Annotated in this window: 19 protein-coding genes and 1 tRNA gene; 10 read left to right on the top strand and 10 right to left on the bottom strand. The window is 35.6% G+C overall.

Features of this window, described 5'->3' with window-relative positions; genetic code table 11:
• Nucleotides 1–62 precede the first annotated feature (62 nt).
• The 4 genes from ACPDHL_RS02175 to ACPDHL_RS02160 form a co-directional block, all read right to left on the bottom strand.
• Nucleotides 63–746, bottom strand: a complete 684-nt coding sequence (locus ACPDHL_RS02175; RefSeq protein WP_430531160.1) for a hypothetical protein — start codon at nt 744–746, stop codon at nt 63–65.
• A gap of 194 nt (nt 747–940) precedes the next feature.
• Nucleotides 941–2,059, bottom strand: coding sequence for an SMI1/KNR4 family protein (locus ACPDHL_RS02170; RefSeq protein WP_430531159.1), 1,119 nt, complete (start codon nt 2,057–2,059; stop codon nt 941–943).
• A gap of 814 nt (nt 2,060–2,873) precedes the next feature.
• On the bottom strand, nt 2,874–4,526 hold the full coding sequence (locus ACPDHL_RS02165) for a gliding motility-associated C-terminal domain-containing protein (protein ID WP_430531158.1): 1,653 nt from the start codon (nt 4,524–4,526) through the stop codon (nt 2,874–2,876).
• A 540-nt stretch (nt 4,527–5,066) separates the two neighbouring features.
• Nucleotides 5,067–6,668: an FMN-binding glutamate synthase family protein gene (locus ACPDHL_RS02160; protein ID WP_430531157.1), complete on the bottom strand. Its 1,602-nt coding sequence runs from the start codon at nt 6,666–6,668 to the stop codon at nt 5,067–5,069.
• Between the two features lie 578 nt (nt 6,669–7,246).
• Here ACPDHL_RS02160 and ACPDHL_RS02155 point away from each other — a divergent pair.
• On the top strand, nt 7,247–7,912 hold the full coding sequence (locus ACPDHL_RS02155; RefSeq protein WP_430531156.1) for a hypothetical protein: 666 nt from the start codon (nt 7,247–7,249) through the stop codon (nt 7,910–7,912).
• 79 nt (nt 7,913–7,991) lie between these two features.
• On the opposite strand, the gene ACPDHL_RS02150 is transcribed toward ACPDHL_RS02155, so the two are convergent.
• The 3 genes from ACPDHL_RS02150 to ACPDHL_RS02140 form a co-directional block, all read right to left on the bottom strand.
• Nucleotides 7,992–9,077, bottom strand: a complete 1,086-nt coding sequence (locus tag ACPDHL_RS02150; RefSeq protein ID WP_430531155.1) for a hypothetical protein — start codon at nt 9,075–9,077, stop codon at nt 7,992–7,994.
• A 271-nt stretch (nt 9,078–9,348) separates the two neighbouring features.
• Nucleotides 9,349–9,972, bottom strand: a complete 624-nt coding sequence (locus ACPDHL_RS02145; RefSeq protein ID WP_430531154.1) for a hypothetical protein — start codon at nt 9,970–9,972, stop codon at nt 9,349–9,351.
• 142 nt (nt 9,973–10,114) lie between these two features.
• Nucleotides 10,115–10,669 (bottom strand): hypothetical protein, encoded by a 555-nt coding sequence (locus ACPDHL_RS02140; RefSeq protein WP_430531153.1) that lies wholly within the window; start codon nt 10,667–10,669, stop codon nt 10,115–10,117.
• A gap of 452 nt (nt 10,670–11,121) precedes the next feature.
• On the opposite strand from ACPDHL_RS02140, the gene ACPDHL_RS02135 reads away from it, so the two are divergent.
• The 4 genes from ACPDHL_RS02135 to ACPDHL_RS02120 all read left to right on the top strand — a co-directional run bounded on the left by ACPDHL_RS02135 (nt 11,122) and on the right by ACPDHL_RS02120 (nt 14,114).
• The gene (locus tag ACPDHL_RS02135; protein ID WP_430531152.1) at nt 11,122–11,475 is read left to right on the top strand and encodes a hypothetical protein; all 354 of its coding nucleotides are present in this window, start codon (nt 11,122–11,124) and stop codon (nt 11,473–11,475) included.
• 358 nt (nt 11,476–11,833) lie between these two features.
• Nucleotides 11,834–12,586 carry a hypothetical protein gene (locus tag ACPDHL_RS02130; protein WP_430531151.1) on the top strand — a complete coding sequence of 251 codons (753 nt, stop codon included), beginning with the start codon at nt 11,834–11,836 and terminating at the stop codon, nt 12,584–12,586.
• A 4-nt stretch (nt 12,587–12,590) separates the two neighbouring features.
• Nucleotides 12,591–13,343: a hypothetical protein gene (locus tag ACPDHL_RS02125; protein WP_430531150.1), complete on the top strand. Its 753-nt coding sequence runs from the start codon at nt 12,591–12,593 to the stop codon at nt 13,341–13,343.
• A 159-nt stretch (nt 13,344–13,502) separates the two neighbouring features.
• Nucleotides 13,503–14,114: a hypothetical protein gene (locus ACPDHL_RS02120; RefSeq protein WP_430531149.1), complete on the top strand. Its 612-nt coding sequence runs from the start codon at nt 13,503–13,505 to the stop codon at nt 14,112–14,114.
• A gap of 424 nt (nt 14,115–14,538) precedes the next feature.
• Here ACPDHL_RS02120 and ACPDHL_RS02115 read toward each other — a convergent pair.
• Nucleotides 14,539–14,623, bottom strand: a tRNA-Ser gene (locus ACPDHL_RS02115).
• Between the two features lie 526 nt (nt 14,624–15,149).
• Between ACPDHL_RS02115 and ACPDHL_RS02110 the strand changes: the two genes are divergently transcribed.
• Together ACPDHL_RS02110 and ACPDHL_RS02105 are read left to right on the top strand one after the other, a co-directional pair.
• A complete protein-coding gene (locus ACPDHL_RS02110; protein ID WP_430531148.1) occupies nt 15,150–16,103 on the top strand; it encodes a hypothetical protein in 954 nt (317 codons plus the stop codon).
• Nucleotides 16,104–16,126: 23 nt separating this feature from the next.
• Nucleotides 16,127–16,465, top strand: coding sequence for a n-acetylglutamate synthase (locus tag ACPDHL_RS02105; RefSeq protein ID WP_430531147.1), 339 nt, complete (start codon nt 16,127–16,129; stop codon nt 16,463–16,465).
• Nucleotides 16,466–16,498: 33 nt separating this feature from the next.
• Here ACPDHL_RS02105 and ACPDHL_RS02100 read toward each other — a convergent pair whose 3' ends face one another.
• Nucleotides 16,499–17,524, bottom strand: coding sequence for a quinone-dependent dihydroorotate dehydrogenase (locus ACPDHL_RS02100; RefSeq protein WP_430531259.1), 1,026 nt, complete (start codon nt 17,522–17,524; stop codon nt 16,499–16,501).
• Between the two features lie 185 nt (nt 17,525–17,709).
• Nucleotides 17,710–18,069: a DoxX family protein gene (locus ACPDHL_RS02095; protein ID WP_430531146.1), complete on the bottom strand. Its 360-nt coding sequence runs from the start codon at nt 18,067–18,069 to the stop codon at nt 17,710–17,712.
• Between the two features lie 165 nt (nt 18,070–18,234).
• Between ACPDHL_RS02095 and ACPDHL_RS02090 the strand changes: the two genes are divergently transcribed.
• The 3 genes from ACPDHL_RS02090 (at nt 18,235) to infC (ending at nt 21,279) form a co-directional block, all read left to right on the top strand.
• The gene (locus ACPDHL_RS02090; protein WP_430531145.1) at nt 18,235–18,597 is read left to right on the top strand and encodes a winged helix-turn-helix transcriptional regulator; all 363 of its coding nucleotides are present in this window, start codon (nt 18,235–18,237) and stop codon (nt 18,595–18,597) included.
• 117 nt (nt 18,598–18,714) lie between these two features.
• A complete protein-coding gene (gene thrS, locus ACPDHL_RS02085) occupies nt 18,715–20,667 on the top strand; it encodes a threonine--tRNA ligase (protein WP_430531144.1) in 1,953 nt (650 codons plus the stop codon).
• Nucleotides 20,668–20,772: 105 nt separating this feature from the next.
• A complete protein-coding gene (gene infC, locus ACPDHL_RS02080) occupies nt 20,773–21,279 on the top strand; it encodes a translation initiation factor IF-3 (protein WP_002991325.1) in 507 nt (168 codons plus the stop codon).
• The last annotated feature ends 60 nt before the right edge of the window (nt 21,280–21,339 follow it).

The raw sequence follows: 21,339 nt of genomic DNA, 5'->3' as shown, positions 1-21,339 counted from the left end.
GCAAATCGCAGCATAGATTTATCGAAGATCAAAACAAATTATAAGCTAGAGGAGATCAACAACTAGTTAGTATTCCAGAGGCTACTAATACGATACCCCACGCGAAAGCTAAACATACTAGCATGTGCTCGATGTCTTATGGAAAAAGGGGTTTGATTTTCAATATATCCTTTGATATCTACGGTGTCTTGGAAGGCAAAATCACGTTGGAACTTTACCCCTATATAAATGTTCTTGCCACAATTGAAATCCAAACCAACACCAAGTTGACCTAAGAAAAAATCGCGCTGCATATAGAAATCAGTAACGGTAAAATAGTCATTGTTGTTCATTCCTAAATTATTTTCTTTTAATCCAAATGAATAGGAAACACCCGAGAGGGTATATAAACTAAATTTATGATTAAATAAGGGCAATCTAAATTGAACTCGGAGTGGAATTTGCTTTCCATTTCGATAAAATAACGAATACCAATACTCCTTGTCTGCTGTCTTATCAACAAAACTAAAAACGGTGTAATCAGTTGTATAACCTGTTTCAACGTAAAAATTCTTGGTGATCTCTTGGGTAATAAGCCCCATGGGAATAGCAGTCTCAACTCGTGTTGATAAAGTTAAATCTGTATTTCCATGAAAAGAATACTTGGTATGGCTAAGTCCAATTTCATAACTGATAAAGGTATTTTTTTGACTGTATAAAAAAGGAGTACTCGTTAGGAGTAGTAGCAGTATAGTAAAGCTTCTCATGGCTGTTTGTTGTGTCGTTATAAAAATGAAAAATAATTCTTTATACTAAGATAAAAAAATAGTCTTTTTTTTTCGGTTAATTTAAAAGAATGGGAAAGTTTTTTTTGTTGTTGTAAACGGAAATAAAGGTGAGGGATGAGAGGGGGAAAAATAAACAAAAAAAGCGTTCGGAAAAATCGAGCAAAGGTGTTGCTTTAGCGCAGTACAATTTCCGCCGTAGCACCCAATTGCACCACATGATCATACTCCTGTTGAATCCATTTGAACCAACCCTCCTTATACAGTATGCGATCACTTTTACTCAGTTGGAGGGCCGCTGCTCCAGAGAGGTTATAGTGTTCTTTTAACAGAGCAATGACTTTCATTTTATTGGGGCCTAAAGCTGTAATGTATAGCGCAGCCTTACGCCAATGCGTATCATCAGTAGAAATTTCAGACTCTAGGTTCTTTTCATTTTCAATATTGCTTACTACATTTTGGTACACTTCCATCCAAAACTCATTCGTGGACGGCTCCCTTTGTTCCACTAAAAGTGCTAGTTCTTGTTGATCAAAACGAGCATCAAACAAGGTGCGAAGAGTCTGTTTAAAAGCTGAGATACTCGCCGCAATGCGTATCGGTCTCCAAGTACCTGCGCCGTGAAAGGCAAAATAAACAGGGAAATTTTCTTCAGCTTCCCTCCAATCAATAAAAAAAGGATCTGCAAAATAGTTTGTAGCAATAACGAGCCAATTCGAGTTAAAGTCACCTTCTTGTGTGCCACAAAGTGATTCCGTTAGATTTCGACTAAAGGCATAACCTTCCTGAAAAGCAAGCAAGGTAGCTAAAGTGGGATAATTTTCTGGTAATCCTATAGTTGGAATGGAATACGTATCATCCCAAAAGTGAAAGATCGAGGGATATAAACTACTTTTTTGATGTAGTTGTTGTGCAACAAAATCATAGTGAATCTGCTGTTCTTCTGTTTGTTGTAGCTGTTTTATTTTGTGCGCTTGCTCAAAGGGAAATTTTCGTTGCATCCAATGGATCAAATCGCGATCGAGCACTTGAAAGTCACCCTTCTCTAATGTGCCATAAGACGTAAGATATACTTTAGTATCTGCTTCATCTTTGGAAATAACAGCAACCTGACCTCCAGAATCATCGGCTATTGGAAGATAGTGAGGGAGGTAAATGTCAAATTCATGGGTGTTATATCGTTCGTTAACTGCTAGGCTATCTTCAAAAATGCGAATAGAATCAAAAACGAGTGCTGAATCAAATTTTTTATGAAAAAGCGCAATAAATTGGTGCCAGTGGTTTGGTAGTTGCATACAAATAGTACTAGAGGATTTTAATTCATGAAAGGCGAGTAACGCTCTGTTACTCCCACCTTATTAATCGTCTCCTTCTAGAAATAAAGATAAGCCCTAGGGAGTAGATCATACAATCGCTAATATTAGGTATTTTAAAGAAAGGAAAGAAACACAGGGAAATTACTTTTTTGTTCTGTTAAAACCGTTTAGCTTTACTAAAAGTAACGTTTTCCTTTTACTTATCGATGTACTACATGAAAGATACACTCCTTAAAATACGGTTGATTTTCCTTCCTTTATTAGGAATAGCCTTGGTTTTTCTGTTTTTGTATTCACTTGTACATCTGATGTTCTTATCTTCGTTAAAACTCAGAGAAGATTGTAGGCTTCCCTAAAAAGCTCATGCAGAGCCATTTAATGAGCGAACGGGAAGTGAATTTCCTTGGGTTTTTGGAGCATTGGGTATCAGTTTAGTACTTAGTTTTATTTTACTGTTGTATGCTAAAATAGAACAGGAGTAGTGCTTTAAAAAAAAAGAAACTAAGTGCTAAATGGTCATTGTACCCTTTCCTGTTTATGCTTCTAGGCTATTCGAATCACAGGTTGATGTAGCACAAAGAATACCAAAAGTAGTACTAAAACAAGGGTAGACCTTGCAAAGTCTCTTCATTTGTTTTGAATTGATTATAGGAATTAGTAAAGGTTATTCCTCCATTGGGATAGACAAGCTACCGTAGTTAAATGCTACAAATAAAAGCTTGTTATGCATAGAGGAATAACCAAAAATAGTTCTTTTAGCTTGTGAATCCTGTTCTTCAGCGGGTCGATGAAACTAGCGTATCACTTCAACCCATCCACTGATAGACTCCCCTTGTGGTGTAACAAATTGGTAAAAATACGTACCTGAGGGTAGGGGATTCCCCTTGTTTGACTGGCCTTCCCATTGATTCGTATAGTGGGTTTGCTCATATACTTTTACCCCATAGCGGTTAAAAATTTGGATAGCAACCCCTCCAAACGTATGAAGATCAAAAATATCATTCAGACCATCCCCATTGGGTGAAATCCCCTTGGGAATAAAGCAATACTGTTGAGTGTCTTCGAGTTCAAGACTAGTTGTACTTGTGCAACTATTTTCATCCACAAGGGTAGCTTCAATCGTTGTGATTTCTGCATGTAGTAGTGGTGCATAGTCGGACAACTTGATTGTCGCTGAAGTATCTTCAATAAGATGATCGTTAATCCTCCACGATAGACTTGTCCTTTTTTCTTTAAAGGGAAGAATAGCTTGGATTAGTAAGTCACCGTCCTTGCAGTAGTGTTCCAAGGTAAAGTTTGGTAGGGGGAGAACTTCTATTTTTGTAAGATAGGGTAGAAAACAGGAATTTTCTTTTGTAGGATAAAATGTATAGGTTGTTGTTCTTTGTGTATTCAGCTCAGGTGACCAGTTACCAGGTATTCCATTTTCGGATTGTGTAGGTAGGGTAAACTCAGCCCCTTGGCAAAGGGCAGTAGGTAGGTCAAAGAGAAGATCTAGGTTGGGTGGTGTAATTTCAATGGTCAGGGTGGTTGGTTGGATATGTGGTTCGTCGGGTGTAAATGTATAGGTTGTTGTTTCTTGGTTGTTAATTGCAGGTGACCAAGTACCAGAATATCCTTCTCTAGAGGTTTGAGGTAGTATGAATAGGGAATTCTCACAATAAGGACCTATGGGGTCAAAAGTAGAAGTTAGACCCGTAATAGAAAAATCGTCAAAGAGGTAGTAAGCTTCACTATCACGGGAACGAAAATTTCGCCTCTGAATAATCGTTTCTGCTGTACTAAAAAAATTGCCAAGGAGAAAGTATTGGATACCAGAAGTTGGAGCCGTATATTCAAATTCCATAAGCGTCCATTCCTCCTGCTCATTGTAATCTAGAACAGCTGTATAGTTGAAATCAGGAGTTAGCCGAATAGTATTTTCATTGGCTTGATGGTAGGGGGCTTCTAAAAACTTAAATCCTATATTATTTAAGGCGTATATGCTCCTATTTCCTATTATGGTATAAAAACGAATTAAATAAGTTGACCCTTGAACTAAGGGGGTCTTTAATTTGCCTTGTACATATTCTTTGTATTCGACAGGTTCCTCACCATTAGGCGTTTCATCGTCTTCGGTATATAAAACAAGTCCTACCATGGCATCCCCTGTTCTCGGTGGAAGATTCGCTTGATTGAAATCGTCAAAAGGATTCATGGTACAGAGTCCACTCAAACTCATGTGATAAAGGTCTGCGGTTGCATTGGTGGGATTTATCCAATGTTCTATAGCTGCATTAAAACGACTGCTTGAGGCGTAATATGTACAAGACAAACTGTCTTGAACCACGTCCTCAAAACCGGGGTTGAGTACTAAGTTTTCTTGACTATATGCAAGGGGACTACAAACAAAAAAAGACGTAAACCCCCAGAAGATAAAGGCGAAAAATTGAATTTTGTTTTTCATGTGAATGTATTTTAAATTTAGAATGGGGAGACTAAAAAAAAGATACGAGCGACCAATACTTCGTTTTTGTAGGCACAACAAGGCCCATCTGATACCAATAGGAAATCAGAAATAGAAAAGAGGTAAAGGTATAGGGGTATTTTTCGCACTAATTCTAGTAGGAGAAGAACCCATTACAACTGCTTTTAAAGCCAAGGGGATTCACTTCTCTTGCGTAGAAAAATTGCAAAAGGGAGACGGTCATAATCGTGTATTGGGAGTCGAATTAGGGCAAATAGCCTTGTTTTGTGCTTTATGTCTAAGGGCAAAAAACAAGGGTTACCACTAAAATACAGGATGTAGTAAATAAAATCGGAAATAAGTTGCTTTTTCTTAAATCTGATACGTCAAATATAAATAAAAAGGAGTGAAATGAGAGATTTAATTGTCAAAAATATAAAAAAATATTTCAACCAATTTTCTTGATCTAGGTTCACGTTACGATAGAATTGTTTAAGATTGGCGTTCAAGTAGAACGAAAAAAATAGGGGACTGAGGGACTTATCCCTTAGGTGAAATCCCCCATTGATTCATATTGGCCTGATCAAAATCTTGTTTGTATCTGTCGGGAATTTTACCTAAAAGTAAAGCTCCAACTTCTACAGAAGGAAAAATCTCTTCATAGGTCAACATATCGTTTAATGCCACTCGTCTATAAATATGGTTTCGTGTAATGTTTTTCATATCATCAAGTCCTGAAGCGCCTAATAATTCTACAAAGCTCTCGATTGTTCCTTTGTGATAATTTGCCATTCGTATTTTCTTGTCTGCAACATCCAAGCCTATAGTCAGCTTAGGGTCTTGGGTAGCAATTCCAGTAGGGCATCGGTTGGTATTACACAAAAGCGCTTGAATACATCCCACGGCAATCATCATCGCTCGAGCTGCATTACAGGTATCTGCACCTAAAGCCATGGCTCGGGCGATATGAAACGAAGAGGTTACTTTTCCAGAAGCGATTAATTTAATGTGTTGACGAAGCCCCATGCCCGTTAAAATATTATGCACAAAGGCTAATCCGTCTAACATAGGAGCGCCCATATAGTTCGAAAACTCTTGAGGAGCCGCTCCTGTGCCACCCTCTCCGCCATCTACTGTAATAAAATCAGGATACGTATCTAAATGAACCATGGCCTTACAAATCGATATAAACTCTGCTTTATGTCCAATACACAATTTAAACCCAATAGGCTTGCCTTCCGATAAATCTCTTAATTTCGCAATAAACTCAACTAATTCCAACGGCGAATTAAAAGCAGAGTGATAAGGAGGAGAGGCAACAATCGTATGCGGTTTCACATGTCTAATTTGCGCAATTTCAACGGTGTTTTTTGAGGCAGGAAGTATTCCGCCATGCCCTGGTTTAGCCCCTTGCGAAATTTTTAGCTCGATCATTTTAACGTTAGGCAATTTTGCTTTTTCAGCAAATAATTGAGGGTCAAAGGCTCCATGTTCATCTCTACAGCCAAAATATCCCGTACCAATTTGCCAAATTAAGTCTCCTCCATTTTTCAAATGATACGGACTTATTCCACCTTCTCCCGTATTATGGGCAAAATTCCCCAATTTTGCACCACCATTCATGGCTTCCACGGCCTGAGCACTTAACGAACCAAAGCTCATGGCCGAAATATTGAGAATACTAGCAGAATAGGGTTGCTTACAATCTTTGTTGCCAAATAGTACGCGAGGATTGTGGTTCAACGTATCAAATGCTTTTGGAGCAATGGAATGACACATCCATTCGTAGCCTTCAGCATATACGTCTAATTGCGTCCCAAAAGGAATCGTTTCTAATTCTTTTTTAGCTCGTTGATAAATCGTTGCGCGATCAATACGACTGATCGGCTTACCATCCGTGTCCGATTCAATAAAATATTGATACATTTTCGGACGAAGTTCTTCCATCACATAGCGAAGTCGACCAAAAATAGGGTAAATCCGTCTCAGCGTATGCTTCTTTTGATACATATCTTGGTAGCCCATAAGAACAAAGAATAATGTAATGACGAAAAAAATACTCCAATTTTTATTTAAAAATACAGCGAGTAGAAGCAGTACAATCAAAAGTAAAGTTGAAAAAATAACGAATTGTTTACGCATAGTTTACCTGGTTTTAAGTATCATGTTGACTATAAAAATAGAAGAGATGGATTCCTATATAAACGAATCCAAATAGATAAAAAAATCAATTATTTAACCCTAAATTTACAGATTAAAAATTAATAATAAAATATTATTTATTTTTTGTGAGGTGAGAAGGATGTCAATAAAGGTTTTATGGAGTAGGAGGTATGAAGTTCTGTATTTTCTTCCCGTTAGGCGTTAGTCTACTTTACTAAATGATGGACTGAAATTGAAATGATTATCCTTCATCCAAAATCCCATAACACCAATAGTAAAAGAAATTTTCCCAAAAGAATTGGAATTAAAATAGCAAAATCTAATCACAGAATGGATTGCGCTTCTTTTGTTAAACGAAGGTAGGTACAGATCGCCAATAGTAATCAATAGTTAAAAGAAGAGGCCTTTTTTAGCTAGTATTTTAGCTGTTATGGAGCAAGTTAGTACAAGTAAAGCTTGCTTATCTAATTTCTTTTGAATTAATGATTGATAACCTTTAGTATCAAAAGCTAAATCCGTAGTATTGCAATAAATCTACTATTAAAAAAAGGAAAAGGATGAGGTTAGGTGCTGTGTTTATCGTTTTTGCTGCTTTATTACTGTCTAGTTGTAGTTTGGATCTAGTATGGTTAAATGTAGAAAACAACCTCAGGAATAAAAAAATGAAGGGCAAAGTATTGGATCAACCAATAGGTGTTAAGGTCGTGTTTGATCCAACGATAGTTGCTACAATTGATACGATTGGATGGAAACAAGGGAATTTACTATTCTTAAAGGGAGTTAATCTTGATAGTTTATCTCAATTTTTTCACGTAGAGAAGCAATTAGAATTTTATTTAGCGAAGAGAAATGTATATTTTGAAGCAGAAGCTGATTATGTATTAACTGTAGATAAGCTACTCTTTAATGAACTAATTAGTTACGAAACAGTAGAAAGCAATACGAGTACGGATGTTATAGGCAGTGCTGTAAAGAACTCTTTTTATTTCGGTTTAGAAGGCACTGTGTATGATAGTAAGCTAAATAGCACTAAAGATATCAAAGTTTTAATGCAAAGAGAAACATATCCTTCAGAATCATTATTGATAAAAGGATTGATTAGTACAGCTGGTTATGTTGAAACTCAAGCGGTTGTCAATACTATTCTTCATGTTATTTCTTATGATGTTTATGTAGTAATTAATGACTTTGAGAAGAAGAGGAAAGAGATTGAACAGAAGTAAGTAATGTAAAAAGTACTGGTTTACAAGGTTTCTTTTATTTAAGGTCTTTTGAATAACGTCATTATCTCGAGATATGCACCTAACGATTGTGATTCTCATTCCAGTCTATCTTCTTTATTGTATTTTTGTGTAGTATCAGTGTTGAAGTTTCTCTATAAAGACCTGTTCCATAATGATCTATATTGACTAAGGTATAGGTTCCAAATTTTGTTGTAATAGGTTGGTGCGTGTATAAATCGTTAAAAAATAAAGGATGAACAAGTTCAACTTCATTGTTATGGATTTTTGCAAGGAAAGTCAAATCCTCGATATGAACAATGAAAAGCTCTTTTCCTTCAAAAGTAAAGGAAGAAAAAAGTTGAATTCCATACAAGTCAAGTTTGTTTATAAAAGCATTTGACTTGTCTGTATATCCTAACGCCTGTCCATTAACGATTTTGTTCGTTCCATACGATTTAGTTTCGGTCAATTTTCTGGGGTCAGGAATAAGTTTTATCTCACTAACACCAAACATATGACCTAAATGAGCCAATACTTGATAACCTTCATCTGTTTTGGAAACGGTATTTGCACAAGTAGAGGCTGTAAAGTAGGTTTTTCCAGTTGATTTCTCATAAAAATAAATTGTTCCTCCCCATTCTCCATGGCAAGCTCTGTAAACAATAAAATCCTTGTCATCAAATAGTATCGGTTGATTCTTTAGAGGCAGTTTTTCTTTGTATTTCTCCCATTTTTTTCCATTCCAGAACATTTTTTTATTTCCACCTTGTGCGATCAACTTATGGTCTATGATCCAATGATAGCTAAATTTTCTAGTATTAAGTTGCTCTTCCAAAGCTAGGTTTCTATTCAAAGTGTTTAATTCAATACAGACGAATTTTCCATTTTCAAAAAGAGCTATTAAATTATCTTGATAGATCACAGAAAAAGAGGAAGGAAAGTTTCTGGTATATTCATTTTCTTCTTGTGAGTTATTAAGTTTAGTAGAAAAATAAGGATTCTTAATTACGATATGTTCAGTTTTAAAATTGATTGGATTGTTACTTATAGAAAGATTGAAATTATCCCCAGCAAAATTGGTTTTATACAATGATTCACGGGTTATAGCCTCATCATTCCAATTTCGAGCTTTAAAATGTTCAATCAGCTTATTTTCTATAGCCAAAGTTGAATCATTTTGTCCAAATAAATGAATTGAAAATAGAAGAATTACTAGTATGTATCGGTTTTTTTTCATCATTGTAGCTAACGTTTCTGGGCTTAGTGTCTGTGGCAGAAATTGAAGTGAAAGTTTCAATTTAGGCGTAAACAAAACAAAAGCCAATTGTATGTACTAATTTAATATAAAAGCCGATATGATTGGCTTTTGCGAAATAGAAAGCTAAAACTTAAAAGTTTGTCTTAACCCGTTGTTGCGTCAAATGCTTGTTTGTTGTTTAGGTATTCCAATTTCTTGCTGTATACTTTATTTTCCATTTTCCATTGACTTTTTCTACATATATAGATATACCAAAACTATCTTCATTGACCGAGTAATAGTCAAATTCTAAGTATGCTTTTGTATTGTCTTTTGAAAATATGGGAATAGAGAATTGAATGTATGTTTCATCTATTTTTATACGTTCAGTTAACTCAACAGTTTTGAACTTTTGGGTGATGTTTTTTTGGATTTTGAATGCTTTAATGGTTTCATTTTGCTTCACAATATCAAGAGAGTCATTTTTTATGAAAAAGGAGTTATCAAACGATCTTGATCCATATATTTTTTCGATGCAGACTCCTCCTAGGTTTGTAAAAGATTTTTCAGGTAATTGTTTTTCTACTATTTCTTCATTCGTTTTTGTTTTGTCGAAACATCTAGTGTTGACCATAATCTTTTTTAAATTTAAACAGATTGGAATTTTTTTTTCAACACAAAAAAATCTTGCCATTTCTAATCCGTTTTCTTCAAGTAAGGCTTGAATGATATGAATTGATTCTTTCTCGCGAATTAATTCTTCCCTATTTTTTGAATTACAGCTCAATAAGGTTAAAATAAATAGTACTAGAATGTTTTTCATGTGTCTAAATTAGTATTGTTTCCATTGAATTCCGATAAAATGCTATCCAACATGATTGGTTTTTACAGTATTTATATCAAAAACTTTAGTCTGCCTCAAACCTGTAATTTTGTAAAATACATAGTTTCTATAGTCGCAATTTTTAACTTTGTAGATCTGTAATGCAACTTTCTCTAATGATCCATATCTGCTCAAGATTAAAATGCGGTTTGTCTTTTATCCAATTTGAAAGAAACTCTTTGTGTTTTTGAATTTTATGGTGATTAATTTCATTGAATTCAATTTCTGTTTCAAATAAAAGTAGATTTTCAACTTCTGAATATGAAGAATTAAAATTAGTAAAGTCAAAATAAGCACTTCCTATTTTTAAATAGTTGTGAGCCTCTGGGATATAATCTAGCTTATTTAATTCTAGTGTGTTTTTAATTTTAGGTGCATAGTTAGTGTCCATTTTGAAAATCCCAAGCATTAATTTGATTTCTGGTTTGTTATTTTCAAGTGCTAATTTCCTTAGTGTTGAATGTTTCGTACTACAAGTACCTGCATTATCTTCAAAAACACAAAGTATATTTTCCTTGTTTTTATTTCTTTTGTATGGAAGTAGTGAAATGAATTTACAAGCACTTTTAAAATCTTGAACTCCTACTTTTAAAAATTCATTAGAAACTTCCCCTTTATTTTTGATCTCGAAATTCATTTGCGTTAGTTTGGTAGCCTTACATATAAAATCGGGTTTCACGAAATAAAAGATATTGTGTTTCGTGAAACAACACTTATACCCGTAAGTGCATAAATCGATAGACTAAAATAATTAAATTTTTGTAAATAAAATAAGGTAAATATAGTACAAGTATGGATGCATTCACCTCTCATGCATTTCACCTAGCTTACATTTTGTTTGGGGGTTCGATGAACCTACACTGCGTTTCGGTTTCTCATTTATCTCACCTAGTTTATATTTTGTTTTTGGTAATAGTTTTGAAAGTATAACTGAATCTTTTGAAGAAGATTAGGTGACGAATTAGATGATAAGATACTTTTTAGTACGTTAAACTTTATAAAAACAGTATATTGTGATGTGAAAAATAGAGTTGTTACTCAAAGATGAAAATGGATTTGATAGCATTTTTAAAACGATACATACTATAAATGAAAGAGTATAATTACAGTTTAATCCCAGAACATGTTAATTTTGATATTTCAACAATTGACTTACAAGTCCAATATTCTAGGAAGGAAACAAACGTTAAAGTTGAAGGAAAAATACTGCAAGATTATAAGGATAGTTTAAGATTATATGATATAAATATAACTTTTACTACAGTAGCAGAAGTAAAGTGTATAACATTAGATTTTTTTGAAGCTAATTATACTAACCATAAAATTTTTAAAGTTAATGAAGATTTAAATAAATTCGATTTTTGGGAGAGATTTGGCTATTGCCCAGATTCTGGATTTTATGAAGTAGATCACTCAGCGTGGCTAAAAGAAAAGACTTTATGACCCATCAAACACGTTGAATTTAAAGCATTATTTGATAGTGGGATATGATAGCTATGTTGAAATACTAGCAAGTGAATATCTTTATGCTATAGCTAATAAAGAAAATCAGTAATAAAAAGACTTAACTGAGTAATTAGGTTAAGTCTTTTGTATTTAAAGTGTTCTAAATTAATGCTCAACGATACAGTGAAAATAGCAAAGGTAGTGTGGCACTACATGATATAAGCAAAGTCCCAAAACAAGAAAAGGAAATACCAGATGCTGTTAGGGAACTGCAAGTAAGGCAGACGTAATCATACAACAGGTGGAAGAAGTAATACTGAAAATGCTAGAATGGTGGAATAAAAAATAAAAAACAATGAGAAAACTAAGCTACATATACCAAAATTGGAGTAGAGAATATTATAAACTTAAGTCAGAAGAGGATACTTGTTGGTACTACCGTAATTTCTATAAATCAGATATGCCTAAAAAAGTCTTAGCTGAGAAGACTGTAGATGTAGAGACATGGGCGAAGTATGCCTATGGCATGAATAGAGAGTTTATGAATAGCATGTGGGCTGGAGAATTTTCTTTTTGTAGTAAAGAGTTTAATGAGAAGGTAGATGCGATTGCTCGCGCTTTTAATGTAACTGCATTCATAGATATTATTGATCAACCCTACGCTTATATTAGATTTGGAGGTGCGTTTGCTACACTTTTCTTTTTAGATGAGTACAAGCGAGTGTATATGCAATATACATTTCAGAATGCAGTATCTTTTGATACATCAGAATTAAATAAAGAGCGCTTCAAAAGAGGAGATTTATTCTTAGTGGAGCTAGAAATTTTTAAGTATCCAGAAGAGATGATAGATGGCGATTGGAAGAATAAGGATTATATCTCTTACGCCTTTAACCCTGATGGATATCTAGAGGTGACGAAGATGTATGATATCCGCAGTGGTAACGGGATAGAAGAGAAGTATGTAGCGGAGTCACCTGTGAATGTAGAAAGTAATTGGGAGCCCTATCCTACCTTCGGAGATTGGGATTCTATCTTTAGGATGAAGCGATGGGCGGAGGGAGAACTCGCAGCGGGATTTAAGAATCCTATGGACTATACAAAGTAAAACAATGAAAAAATTAAGCTACATATATCAAGACTGGAATAGAGAGTATTATGAACAACAGTCAGAAGAAGATACTTGTTGGTACTACCGTAATTTCTATAAATCAGATATGCCTAAAAAAGTCTTAGCTGAGAAGACTGTAGATGTAGAGACATGGGCGAAGTATGCCTATGGCATGAATAGAGAGTTTATGAATAGCATGTGGGCTGGAGAATTTTCTTTTTGTAGTAAAGAGTTTAATGAGAAGGTAGATGCGATTGCTCGCGCTTTTAATGTAACTGCATTCATAGATATTATTGATCAACCCTACGCTTATATTAGATTTGGAGGTGCGTTTGCTACACTTTTCTTTTTAGATGAGTACAAGCGAGTGTATATGCAATATACATTTCAGAATGCAGTATCTTTTGATACATCAGAATTAAATAAAGAGCGCTTCAAAAGAGGAGATTTATTCTTAGTGGAGCTAGAAATTTTTAAGTATCCAGAAGAGATGATAGATGGCGATTGGAAGAATAAGGATTATATCTCTTACGCCTTTAACCCTGATGGATATCTAGAGGTGACGAAGATGTATGATATCCGCAGTGGTAACGGGATAGAAGAGAAGTATGTAGCGGAGTCACCTGTGAATGTAGAAAGTAATTGGGAGCCCTATCCTACCTTCGGAGATTGGGATTCTATCTTTAGGATGAAGCGATGGGCGGAGGGAGAACTCGCAGCGGGATTTAAGAATCCTACGGACTATACAGAGTAAAATAATGAAAAAATTAAGCTACATATACCAAAATTGGAGTAGAGAATAAAGACCCTAAATAATTTAAAACGTAATTATTTGATTTAAAATGCTTATCATTCTTATGATAAGAAAAAAGTAGATAGTAAAGGAAATTTAATTTGTAGTGGAGGATAAGTTATGAATGTATCAAAAAAAATACAGGGTAAAATAGAAAATATAATAGCTTTAAAAGATAAAATTATTAAATGGGAAACTTTAGAAAAAGATGAACTTCAACTAGTTATAAAACAGTTTGAAAAAGTCCCAAGAGATGAGGTATCTAATGCATATATAGCATATTTAAATGACCCTTCCTTAGGTAGAGCATTAGTTGAAATTGCTAAATCATATAATCACGATTTTAGATTGATTGCCGATATTATTTCTTCATTAGGTTATTTAATTATTAGATATCAATTAGAAGAAACAAATGAAATGTATCAATTAATGTTAAAGTATAAAGATGAAAAAAAAGGAGCAGTAGGGGTACATGTATCTTTTTTTTTAAGAGATTTAGCACATTTTGATAATTATGTAGATAAATGGAAATATTATTTAAGTATAAAAGATTTAACTCCTAAGAAAATAGCAGAAAGAGTGTTTTTAGACGTTATAAGAGATAAAGTTGAAGAGATTCCTTTGGAATATCGAAATGATATTATACGTTTTATTCAAAGTAATTGTCAACAGGAAGATGATTGGGAATATTTAGTAAAAAAGATAGAGAAAAAAACCAACAAAATTACCTAATGGTAAAATAAGTAAAAAGGGAACATATAGTAAACCCGATTTTATGGTAATTGATCGAACAAGAGGTAATGTAGTTGATTTAGTTGATGCTAAAAACGGAGGTGCAGGATTTACACTTTGTCGCAAGTGTTGATAATAATATATTTCAAATAATGATTTATATGTATAAGCGTTCAACTTTTATAGAAATAGAGACTAAAGTATATTATGGAAAAAAAAACCGATAGCGCTCGTTATCGGTTTTCTTTGCGGAGAAAGAGGGATTAAATATCCCATTCGGGGGTATATAGACACAAAGAAAACCAATACCTCATTGCATTCGGTCTTGTGCTTTTTTTATTTTCTGAAAGTTGTGCTGAGAGTAAACTCTCCACAACTTTCAGAAAATAAAAAAACCGATAACTTTCGTTATCGGTTTTCTTTGCGGAGAAAGAGGGATTCGAACCCCCGGACCTGTTACAGTCAACAGTTTTCAAGACTGCCGCAATCGACCACTCTGCCATTTCTCCAGTAGTCTGCTTTACTTCTGTATTGCGAGTGCAAATATAGTATAATTTGCGTTCAACACAAGGCTTTGCTAGTGATATTTGCTACTTTTTTTGTAAAAAAAATGTAAATGGTTAGTAGTGAGTGGTTAATAGTAGAGATGACAAATGAGAAACCGAAACGCAGTGTAGGTTCATCGAACACCCAAACAAAATGTAAGCTAGGTGAGATAAATGAAAATCGTAACGCAGTGAAATCCTCGCGAGCGAGTGTAGTTTAGATCAGCATTCTAAATAATAATTGTACAGCTATACCAGGACAAGAGCAGTTTTTTTCGACTTTTCTTTAGGGTGCGTCCATAATGAGTCCATAGTGCGTCCATAGTGTCTCTATTAAAAACCAAACTTTTAATAGAGACACTATGGATGCATAAGGGAGGAAAGATAGTGGTATGTCAAACGAAAGTCGAATGGAACCCGACTAAAAATCGAAAGAGAGGATGTAAGTATCCCAAAATTAAAAGTATCTTTCGCTTAAAAAGAAGTAGTGATGAAAAAGAGCACAAAAAAAAGAGAAATTTATTATAGTGATTTTGGAGTGAGTGAAGCGAGTTCACGCGCCTTTTTTCACGATAGTTTGAGTTATGGTAGTTTTGTTTACGATTTTGAAACCAATCAGAAATATTGGATGACCGCCCAGCCCAAAGAAAGTGAAATCACAGCTATAACAGTAGATGGCAAGCAAGTGCTCGCAATCGATACAACATTTGATACCCGTAAGCGATTCATTCGCTTGGTCGAAGTAGAAACCCAAAAGGAAGTGGCTGCAACCAAGGTTGCTTTTGGTTACGAAGCCTTGTTTACTCCCATAGACGGAGTAATTCTCGTTCGAGGTGATATCAAAAAAAGGGAGAAGGTCGTTGTACTCGATATAAAAACGGAAGAAATACAGTATACCTTCCCAGGAGCAAGTCCCTTGAGTTATGGGCAGTTGAATGAGGAATTGCAAACCTTTGTTTTGCCGAACCCAAGAAAAAAAGCGGAGGTTTTTACCTATAATTTTCAAACAAAAGAAGCCAACGTAATCGCTTTGCCTGCTAAGCGATTGATTCATCGGGTAGCGCTCCTTGCTAAAGATACCTACTTTTATATCGATGGGGATTATATTGCCACCTTGTTTAAGGATGGAGTAATTGTTTGGCAGACTGCCTTAGATTTTGACGATTCCCTTCACTATGCTCCTGATTTTTTTATCCGAAATAATCGGGTGTATTTCTCTTGTTTGTATGATAGTCCTGCAACAGAACAGAAAGAAACGAGAATTCCTTGTTTTTATACCCTCAATTTAGCAACAGGTAAGCTAGAAAACATACAGATCCCTGATTCTGACTATGCTGGTTTTTTTCTCCCATTTTTAGGCAATCAAGTGGTGAATAATTTTGGGATGTGTATTGATTTGGATAACAAAAAGCAGTCGAAATTAGCGCCTGCTATTTTCATTTAAATGGGAATTAAAAGAACAGCAAGATGATAAACTACAACAACAAAACCTTTCGTGCGGTACAGAATACGCCTAATGGGGAAACGTCTAGTGAGACCGTTTTTCACTACCAGCAGGAAGGAATGATCTTAACGGCAGCTTATAAGGGGGGAAAGATTATCTCAGGACATTTGATCGGTCTGGTGGATGAGAATGGAAACATCAACATGAGATACCACCAAGTGAATGTTCAAGGTGATTTGATGACAGGACAATGTCAGTCTACTCCTGAAGTATTGGAAAACGGAAAAATACGCTTACACGAAGTGTGGGAGTGGACCTCTGGCGATCAATCCAAAGGTACATCCATCATTGAAGAAGTATAATGATACTAAAAAAACCGCTATTCAGCGGTTTTTTTATTGCGTATACTGTTCTAGTATTTTCTTGTTAATGGCTTTAATCAAAGCAGGACCTTCATAAATAAACCCTGTATACAACTGAATCAAGGAAGCACCAGCTTCTAATTTTTCAAGGGCATCTTCGGGAGAGTGAATACCTCCTACACCGATGATAGGGAAGGCGCGATTGCTCTTATCAGCTAAGAAGCGAATAACTTCTGTACTGCGTTTCGTTAATGGCTTTCCACTTAAACCACCTGTTTCTACTTTTTTCTCCGATTGTAACCCTTCACGACTAATGGTTGTATTCGTTGCAATAACACCGGCAATCTTCGTTTCTGCCACAATATCAATGATATCTAATAATTGACTGTCTGTCAAATCCGGTGCGATTTTTAAGAGAATGGGTTTGCTTTTGGGTTTGCTGTTGTTTTTGTCTTGTAAGGCGTGTAACAAAGCAGTTAAAGGTTCTTTATCTTGTAAAGCACGTAGGTTAGGGGTATTGGGTGAACTCACATTCACGACAAAGTAATCCACATAAGGGAAAAGTGCCTCAAAGCAAATTTCGTAATCTGCTGTTGCTTGCTCGTTCGGGGTTACTTTGTTTTTTCCAATATTACCGCCAATTAAAGTGCCTTTGTTTTTCTTTAAACGTTCAATCGCTTGATCAATTCCGCCATTGTTGAATCCCATGCGGTTAATCAAGGCGTTGTCTTCTACTAAGCGAAACATGCGTTTTTTAGGATTTCCATCCTGTGGTTTTGGGGTAATGGTTCCAATTTCAATAAAGCCAAAACCGAAATTTTCCAGCTCCCTGTACAATTTAGCATCTTTATCTAAACCGGCTGCTAATCCAACTGGGTTTTTAAATTTTAATCCAAAGACCTCGCGTTCCAATCGTTTGTCATTCACTTGAAAGGTGGAGCGAATAATCGCTGATACACCTGGGATTTTGTTGATGAATTTCAACGAGTTAAAGGTAAAATGATGCGCCTTTTCAGGATCCATAGAAAAGGCAAACGGTTTAAAAATACTTTTGTACATAAAATGGGTGTTGTTGCGTTGTAAAAATACAGTGCGAAAGTACATCTTTTGTTATAATTTTTAAAACCTTCAGCAAAGAATACTTTGTTTTTCTATGCTTTCTTTCGGGTACAACCTAATAAATGGCGTAGCGTATATAGTAGAAATGAGTAAATGTTAGGGGTAATCTTGAAACGAGGTGTAAGTTAAACGCCTTTAGTGGGTTGCGTAAAGAAGGAAACTCCAAGCAAAAGAGCGGCCACAAAAATCAGTGTAAGTGAACTAATGCCTTCGCCTATAGCTAAATGCGCAATTCCTGCACCAATGAGGTTAATGGTGAAGCCAGCATAAGCAAATCCCTTGAGTAAACGCGGTAGAAAGGGGAGTAGTAGGGCAAGAACACCTAGTAGCTTCGCTACGCCTAGTTCAATGCGGAAATAATCCGGGTATCCCAAATAGGCAAACGCTTCTTTAAATGTTGGATCTGTGAAATAACCATAGGCACTAAATAACATAAAAAGGCTAAATAAAGCTGTGGATATCCAATAAATTAAATTCTTTTTCATCTGTTTTATTTTTGATTCGTATGACAAAGGTATCGCCTTTAAGAGGAGAAAAGGACCATCCTAACAAAGTGGAAACTGGTTACCTACTGGTAAGTAGTAGGAGGGCAGATCTTGATAGTGTGACTGATTTTTCGTACCTTTACATAACGCGTAATTTTTAAAGCAATGAAAGAACAACATGCACAGTGTAAGTCAAATATAATGGGGATCAAAGACAGCATGTCTATTTTAAGTGGAAAGTGGAAATTGCATATTTTGGGTACTTTGATGCTACAGGATAAATTGCGTTTTATGGAGCTCCAACGAGCGCTAGGTACGATATCTGCCAAAGTACTCAGCAAAGAATTAAGGGATCTTGAACTCAATCAATTGATTCTTCGAACGGAAATTGATGGCGCTATTGTTGCTGTTGAATACGAGATATCTCCGTTTGGAATTACCCTGACCCCCGTGATCCAAGCCCTTGCCAATTGGGGAAATACGTATAGACAAGAGATCACACAACAAATGGAAAAAAACAAGGGGTAGAAAACCTCGAAAAGTCAAACAAAATTATTTCGATAGAAAAGCAGGGAAAGCGAATAAAAGATCTTGTTATTATTCGCCAAAAACTGTATCTTTGCAACTCATTTTTTAAAAATAATTATGATAAAAATTACATTACCAGACGGATCAGTGAAAGAGTTTGCCTCAGGGGTAACTCCTTTCGATGTTGCTAAAAGTATAAGTGAAGGCTTAGCTAGAAATATTATTTCTGCCACCTTCAATGGTACCACCATCGAAACCACCACTGCTTTGACCACGGACGGTAGTTTAGTTTTATTTTCATGGAATGACGCAGAAGGGAAAAAAGCATTTTGGCATTCCTCTTCTCACGTAATGGCACAAGCCTTATTGGAGCTATTCCCAGGCATTAAATTAACCATCGGTCCAGCAATTGAAAACGGATTCTACTATGACGTCGATTTCATGGATCACAAAGTTACAGATGCCGATTTTAAGAGAATTGAAGATAAGTTTTTAGAAATCGCAAGAGGTAAACACGAATTTAGTATGCGTTCAGCATCCAAAGCCGATGCTTTAGCGATGTATAAAAAAGAAGAAAATCCATATAAAGTAGAACTAATCGAGAATTTAGAAGACGGTACAATTACGTTTTGTGATCACGATACGTTCACTGATTTATGTCGTGGTGGACATATTCCAAATACAGGAATCATCAAGGCATTTAAAATCTTATCTATTGCAGGTGCATATTGGAGAGGAGACGAAAAAAACAAACAGTTAACACGTGTGTACGGTATTTCGTTTCCAAAACAAAAAGATCTAACGGATTATTTGGCTTTACTAGAAGAGGCTAAGAAACGCGATCACCGTAAATTAGGAAAAGAGCTAGAGTTATTTACATTCTCTCAAAAAGTAGGACAAGGGTTGCCGTTGTGGTTGCCAAAAGGTGCTGCTTTAAGAGATCGCTTGGAGTACTTCTTGCGTAAAGCACAGAAAAAAGCAGGATACGAACAAGTAGTAACCCCACATATCGGACAAAAAGAATTGTACGTTACTTCAGGGCACTACGCCAAATATGGAGCAGATAGTTTCCAACCGATTCACACACCAGTAGAAGGGGAAGAGTTCTTATTAAAACCAATGAACTGTCCACATCACTGTGAAATATACAATGCAAGACCTTGGTCATACAAAGATTTACCAAAGCGTTTTGCTGAGTTCGGAACCGTTTATCGCTATGAGCAATCAGGAGAATTACACGGATTAACACGTGTACGTGGATTTACACAAGATGATGCGCATATCTTCTGTACGCCAGATCAATTGGATGAAGAATTCAAAAAAGTAATTGATTTAGTGTTGTATGTTTTCGGATCTCTAGGATTTGAGAACTTTACTGCTCAAGTATCGGTTCGCGATTTAACGAATCCAGATAAGTATATCGGATCTGTTGAGAACTGGGAAAAAGCAGAACAAGCGATTATCAACGCAGCCAAAGACAAAGGATTAAACTACGTGATTGAAAGTGGTGAAGCTGCTTTCTACGGTCCGAAGCTAGACTTTATGGTGAAGGATGCTTTAGGTAGAAGCTGGCAGTTGGGTACGATTCAGGTAGATTATAATTTGCCAGAGCGTTTTGAATTGACCTATAAAGGTTCTGATAATGAATTGCATAGACCTGTGATGATCCACAGAGCACCTTTTGGATCCATGGAGCGCTTTATCGCGATTTTATTGGAACATACAGGGGGGAATTTCCCACTTTGGTTGATGCCAGAACAGGCTATTATACTGTCTTTGAGTGAGAAGTATGAAAAATATGCGAAAAAAGTTTTAGATTTGCTAGAAAATGACGAAATTCGCGCGGTCGTAGATAATAGAAATGAGACGATCGGTAAGAAAATCCGTGAAGCAGAGGTACAAAAGTTCCCGTATATGCTGATTGTAGGTGAAGAAGAAGAGAAGAATGGAACGATTTCTGTGCGTAAACACGGTGATGCAGGAAAGTCAAATCAAACGATGAAAATAGAAGAGTTTGTTGCTTTTGTTCAAAAAGAAGTGAGTTCGTCCATGAAACAGTTCGGAGAATAAAAAAACAAATGATGTATAACGCTTGTAGAACCAAGCATTAAAATTTTTAAAGCCATAGCAGTAAGACAAAGAGGAGGATTTAGACCTCGCGAAGAGAAGAAGGATTTGCACCGAGTAAACAACGCAATCCGTGTTCCTGAAGTTCGACTTGTTGGAGACAATGTCGAAACGGGTGTATATAAACTAGCAGACGCTTTGCGTTTAGCTGAAGAGCAAGAATTAGATTTAGTGGAGATCTCTCCCAATGCAGAACCGCCCGTTTGTAAAGTTATTGATTATAAAAAATTCCTTTACGAGCAAAAGAAGCGCGAGAAAATGTTGAAAGCTAAATCAACGCAAATTACCGTTAAGGAAATTCGTTTTGGTCCTCAAACTGATGAGCATGACTATGAGTTTAAGAAGAAGAATGCAGAAAAGTTCTTAAAAGAAGGAGCTAAATTAAAAGCATTCGTATTCTTTAAAGGTCGTTCTATCATCTACAAGGATCAAGGACAAATTTTGTTATTGAGATTAGCACAGGATTTAGAAGAATTCGGAAAGGTAGAATCAATGCCAGTATTGGAAGGAAAACGTATGACGATGTTCATTGCGCCTAAAAAGAAAACAAAGTAATTCTTCCCGCTAAAGAAAAAAAATAGAATTAAGTAAGATAATCATAATACCTAGGAACAA

The sequence above is a fragment of the Myroides sp. C15-4 genome (genome assembly GCF_050522745.1).
Classification (GTDB): Bacteria; Bacteroidota; Bacteroidia; order Flavobacteriales; family Flavobacteriaceae; genus Flavobacterium.
The sequence above is the reverse complement of the archived record's forward strand: the minus strand, read 5'-3'. Positions and strand labels throughout refer to the sequence as shown.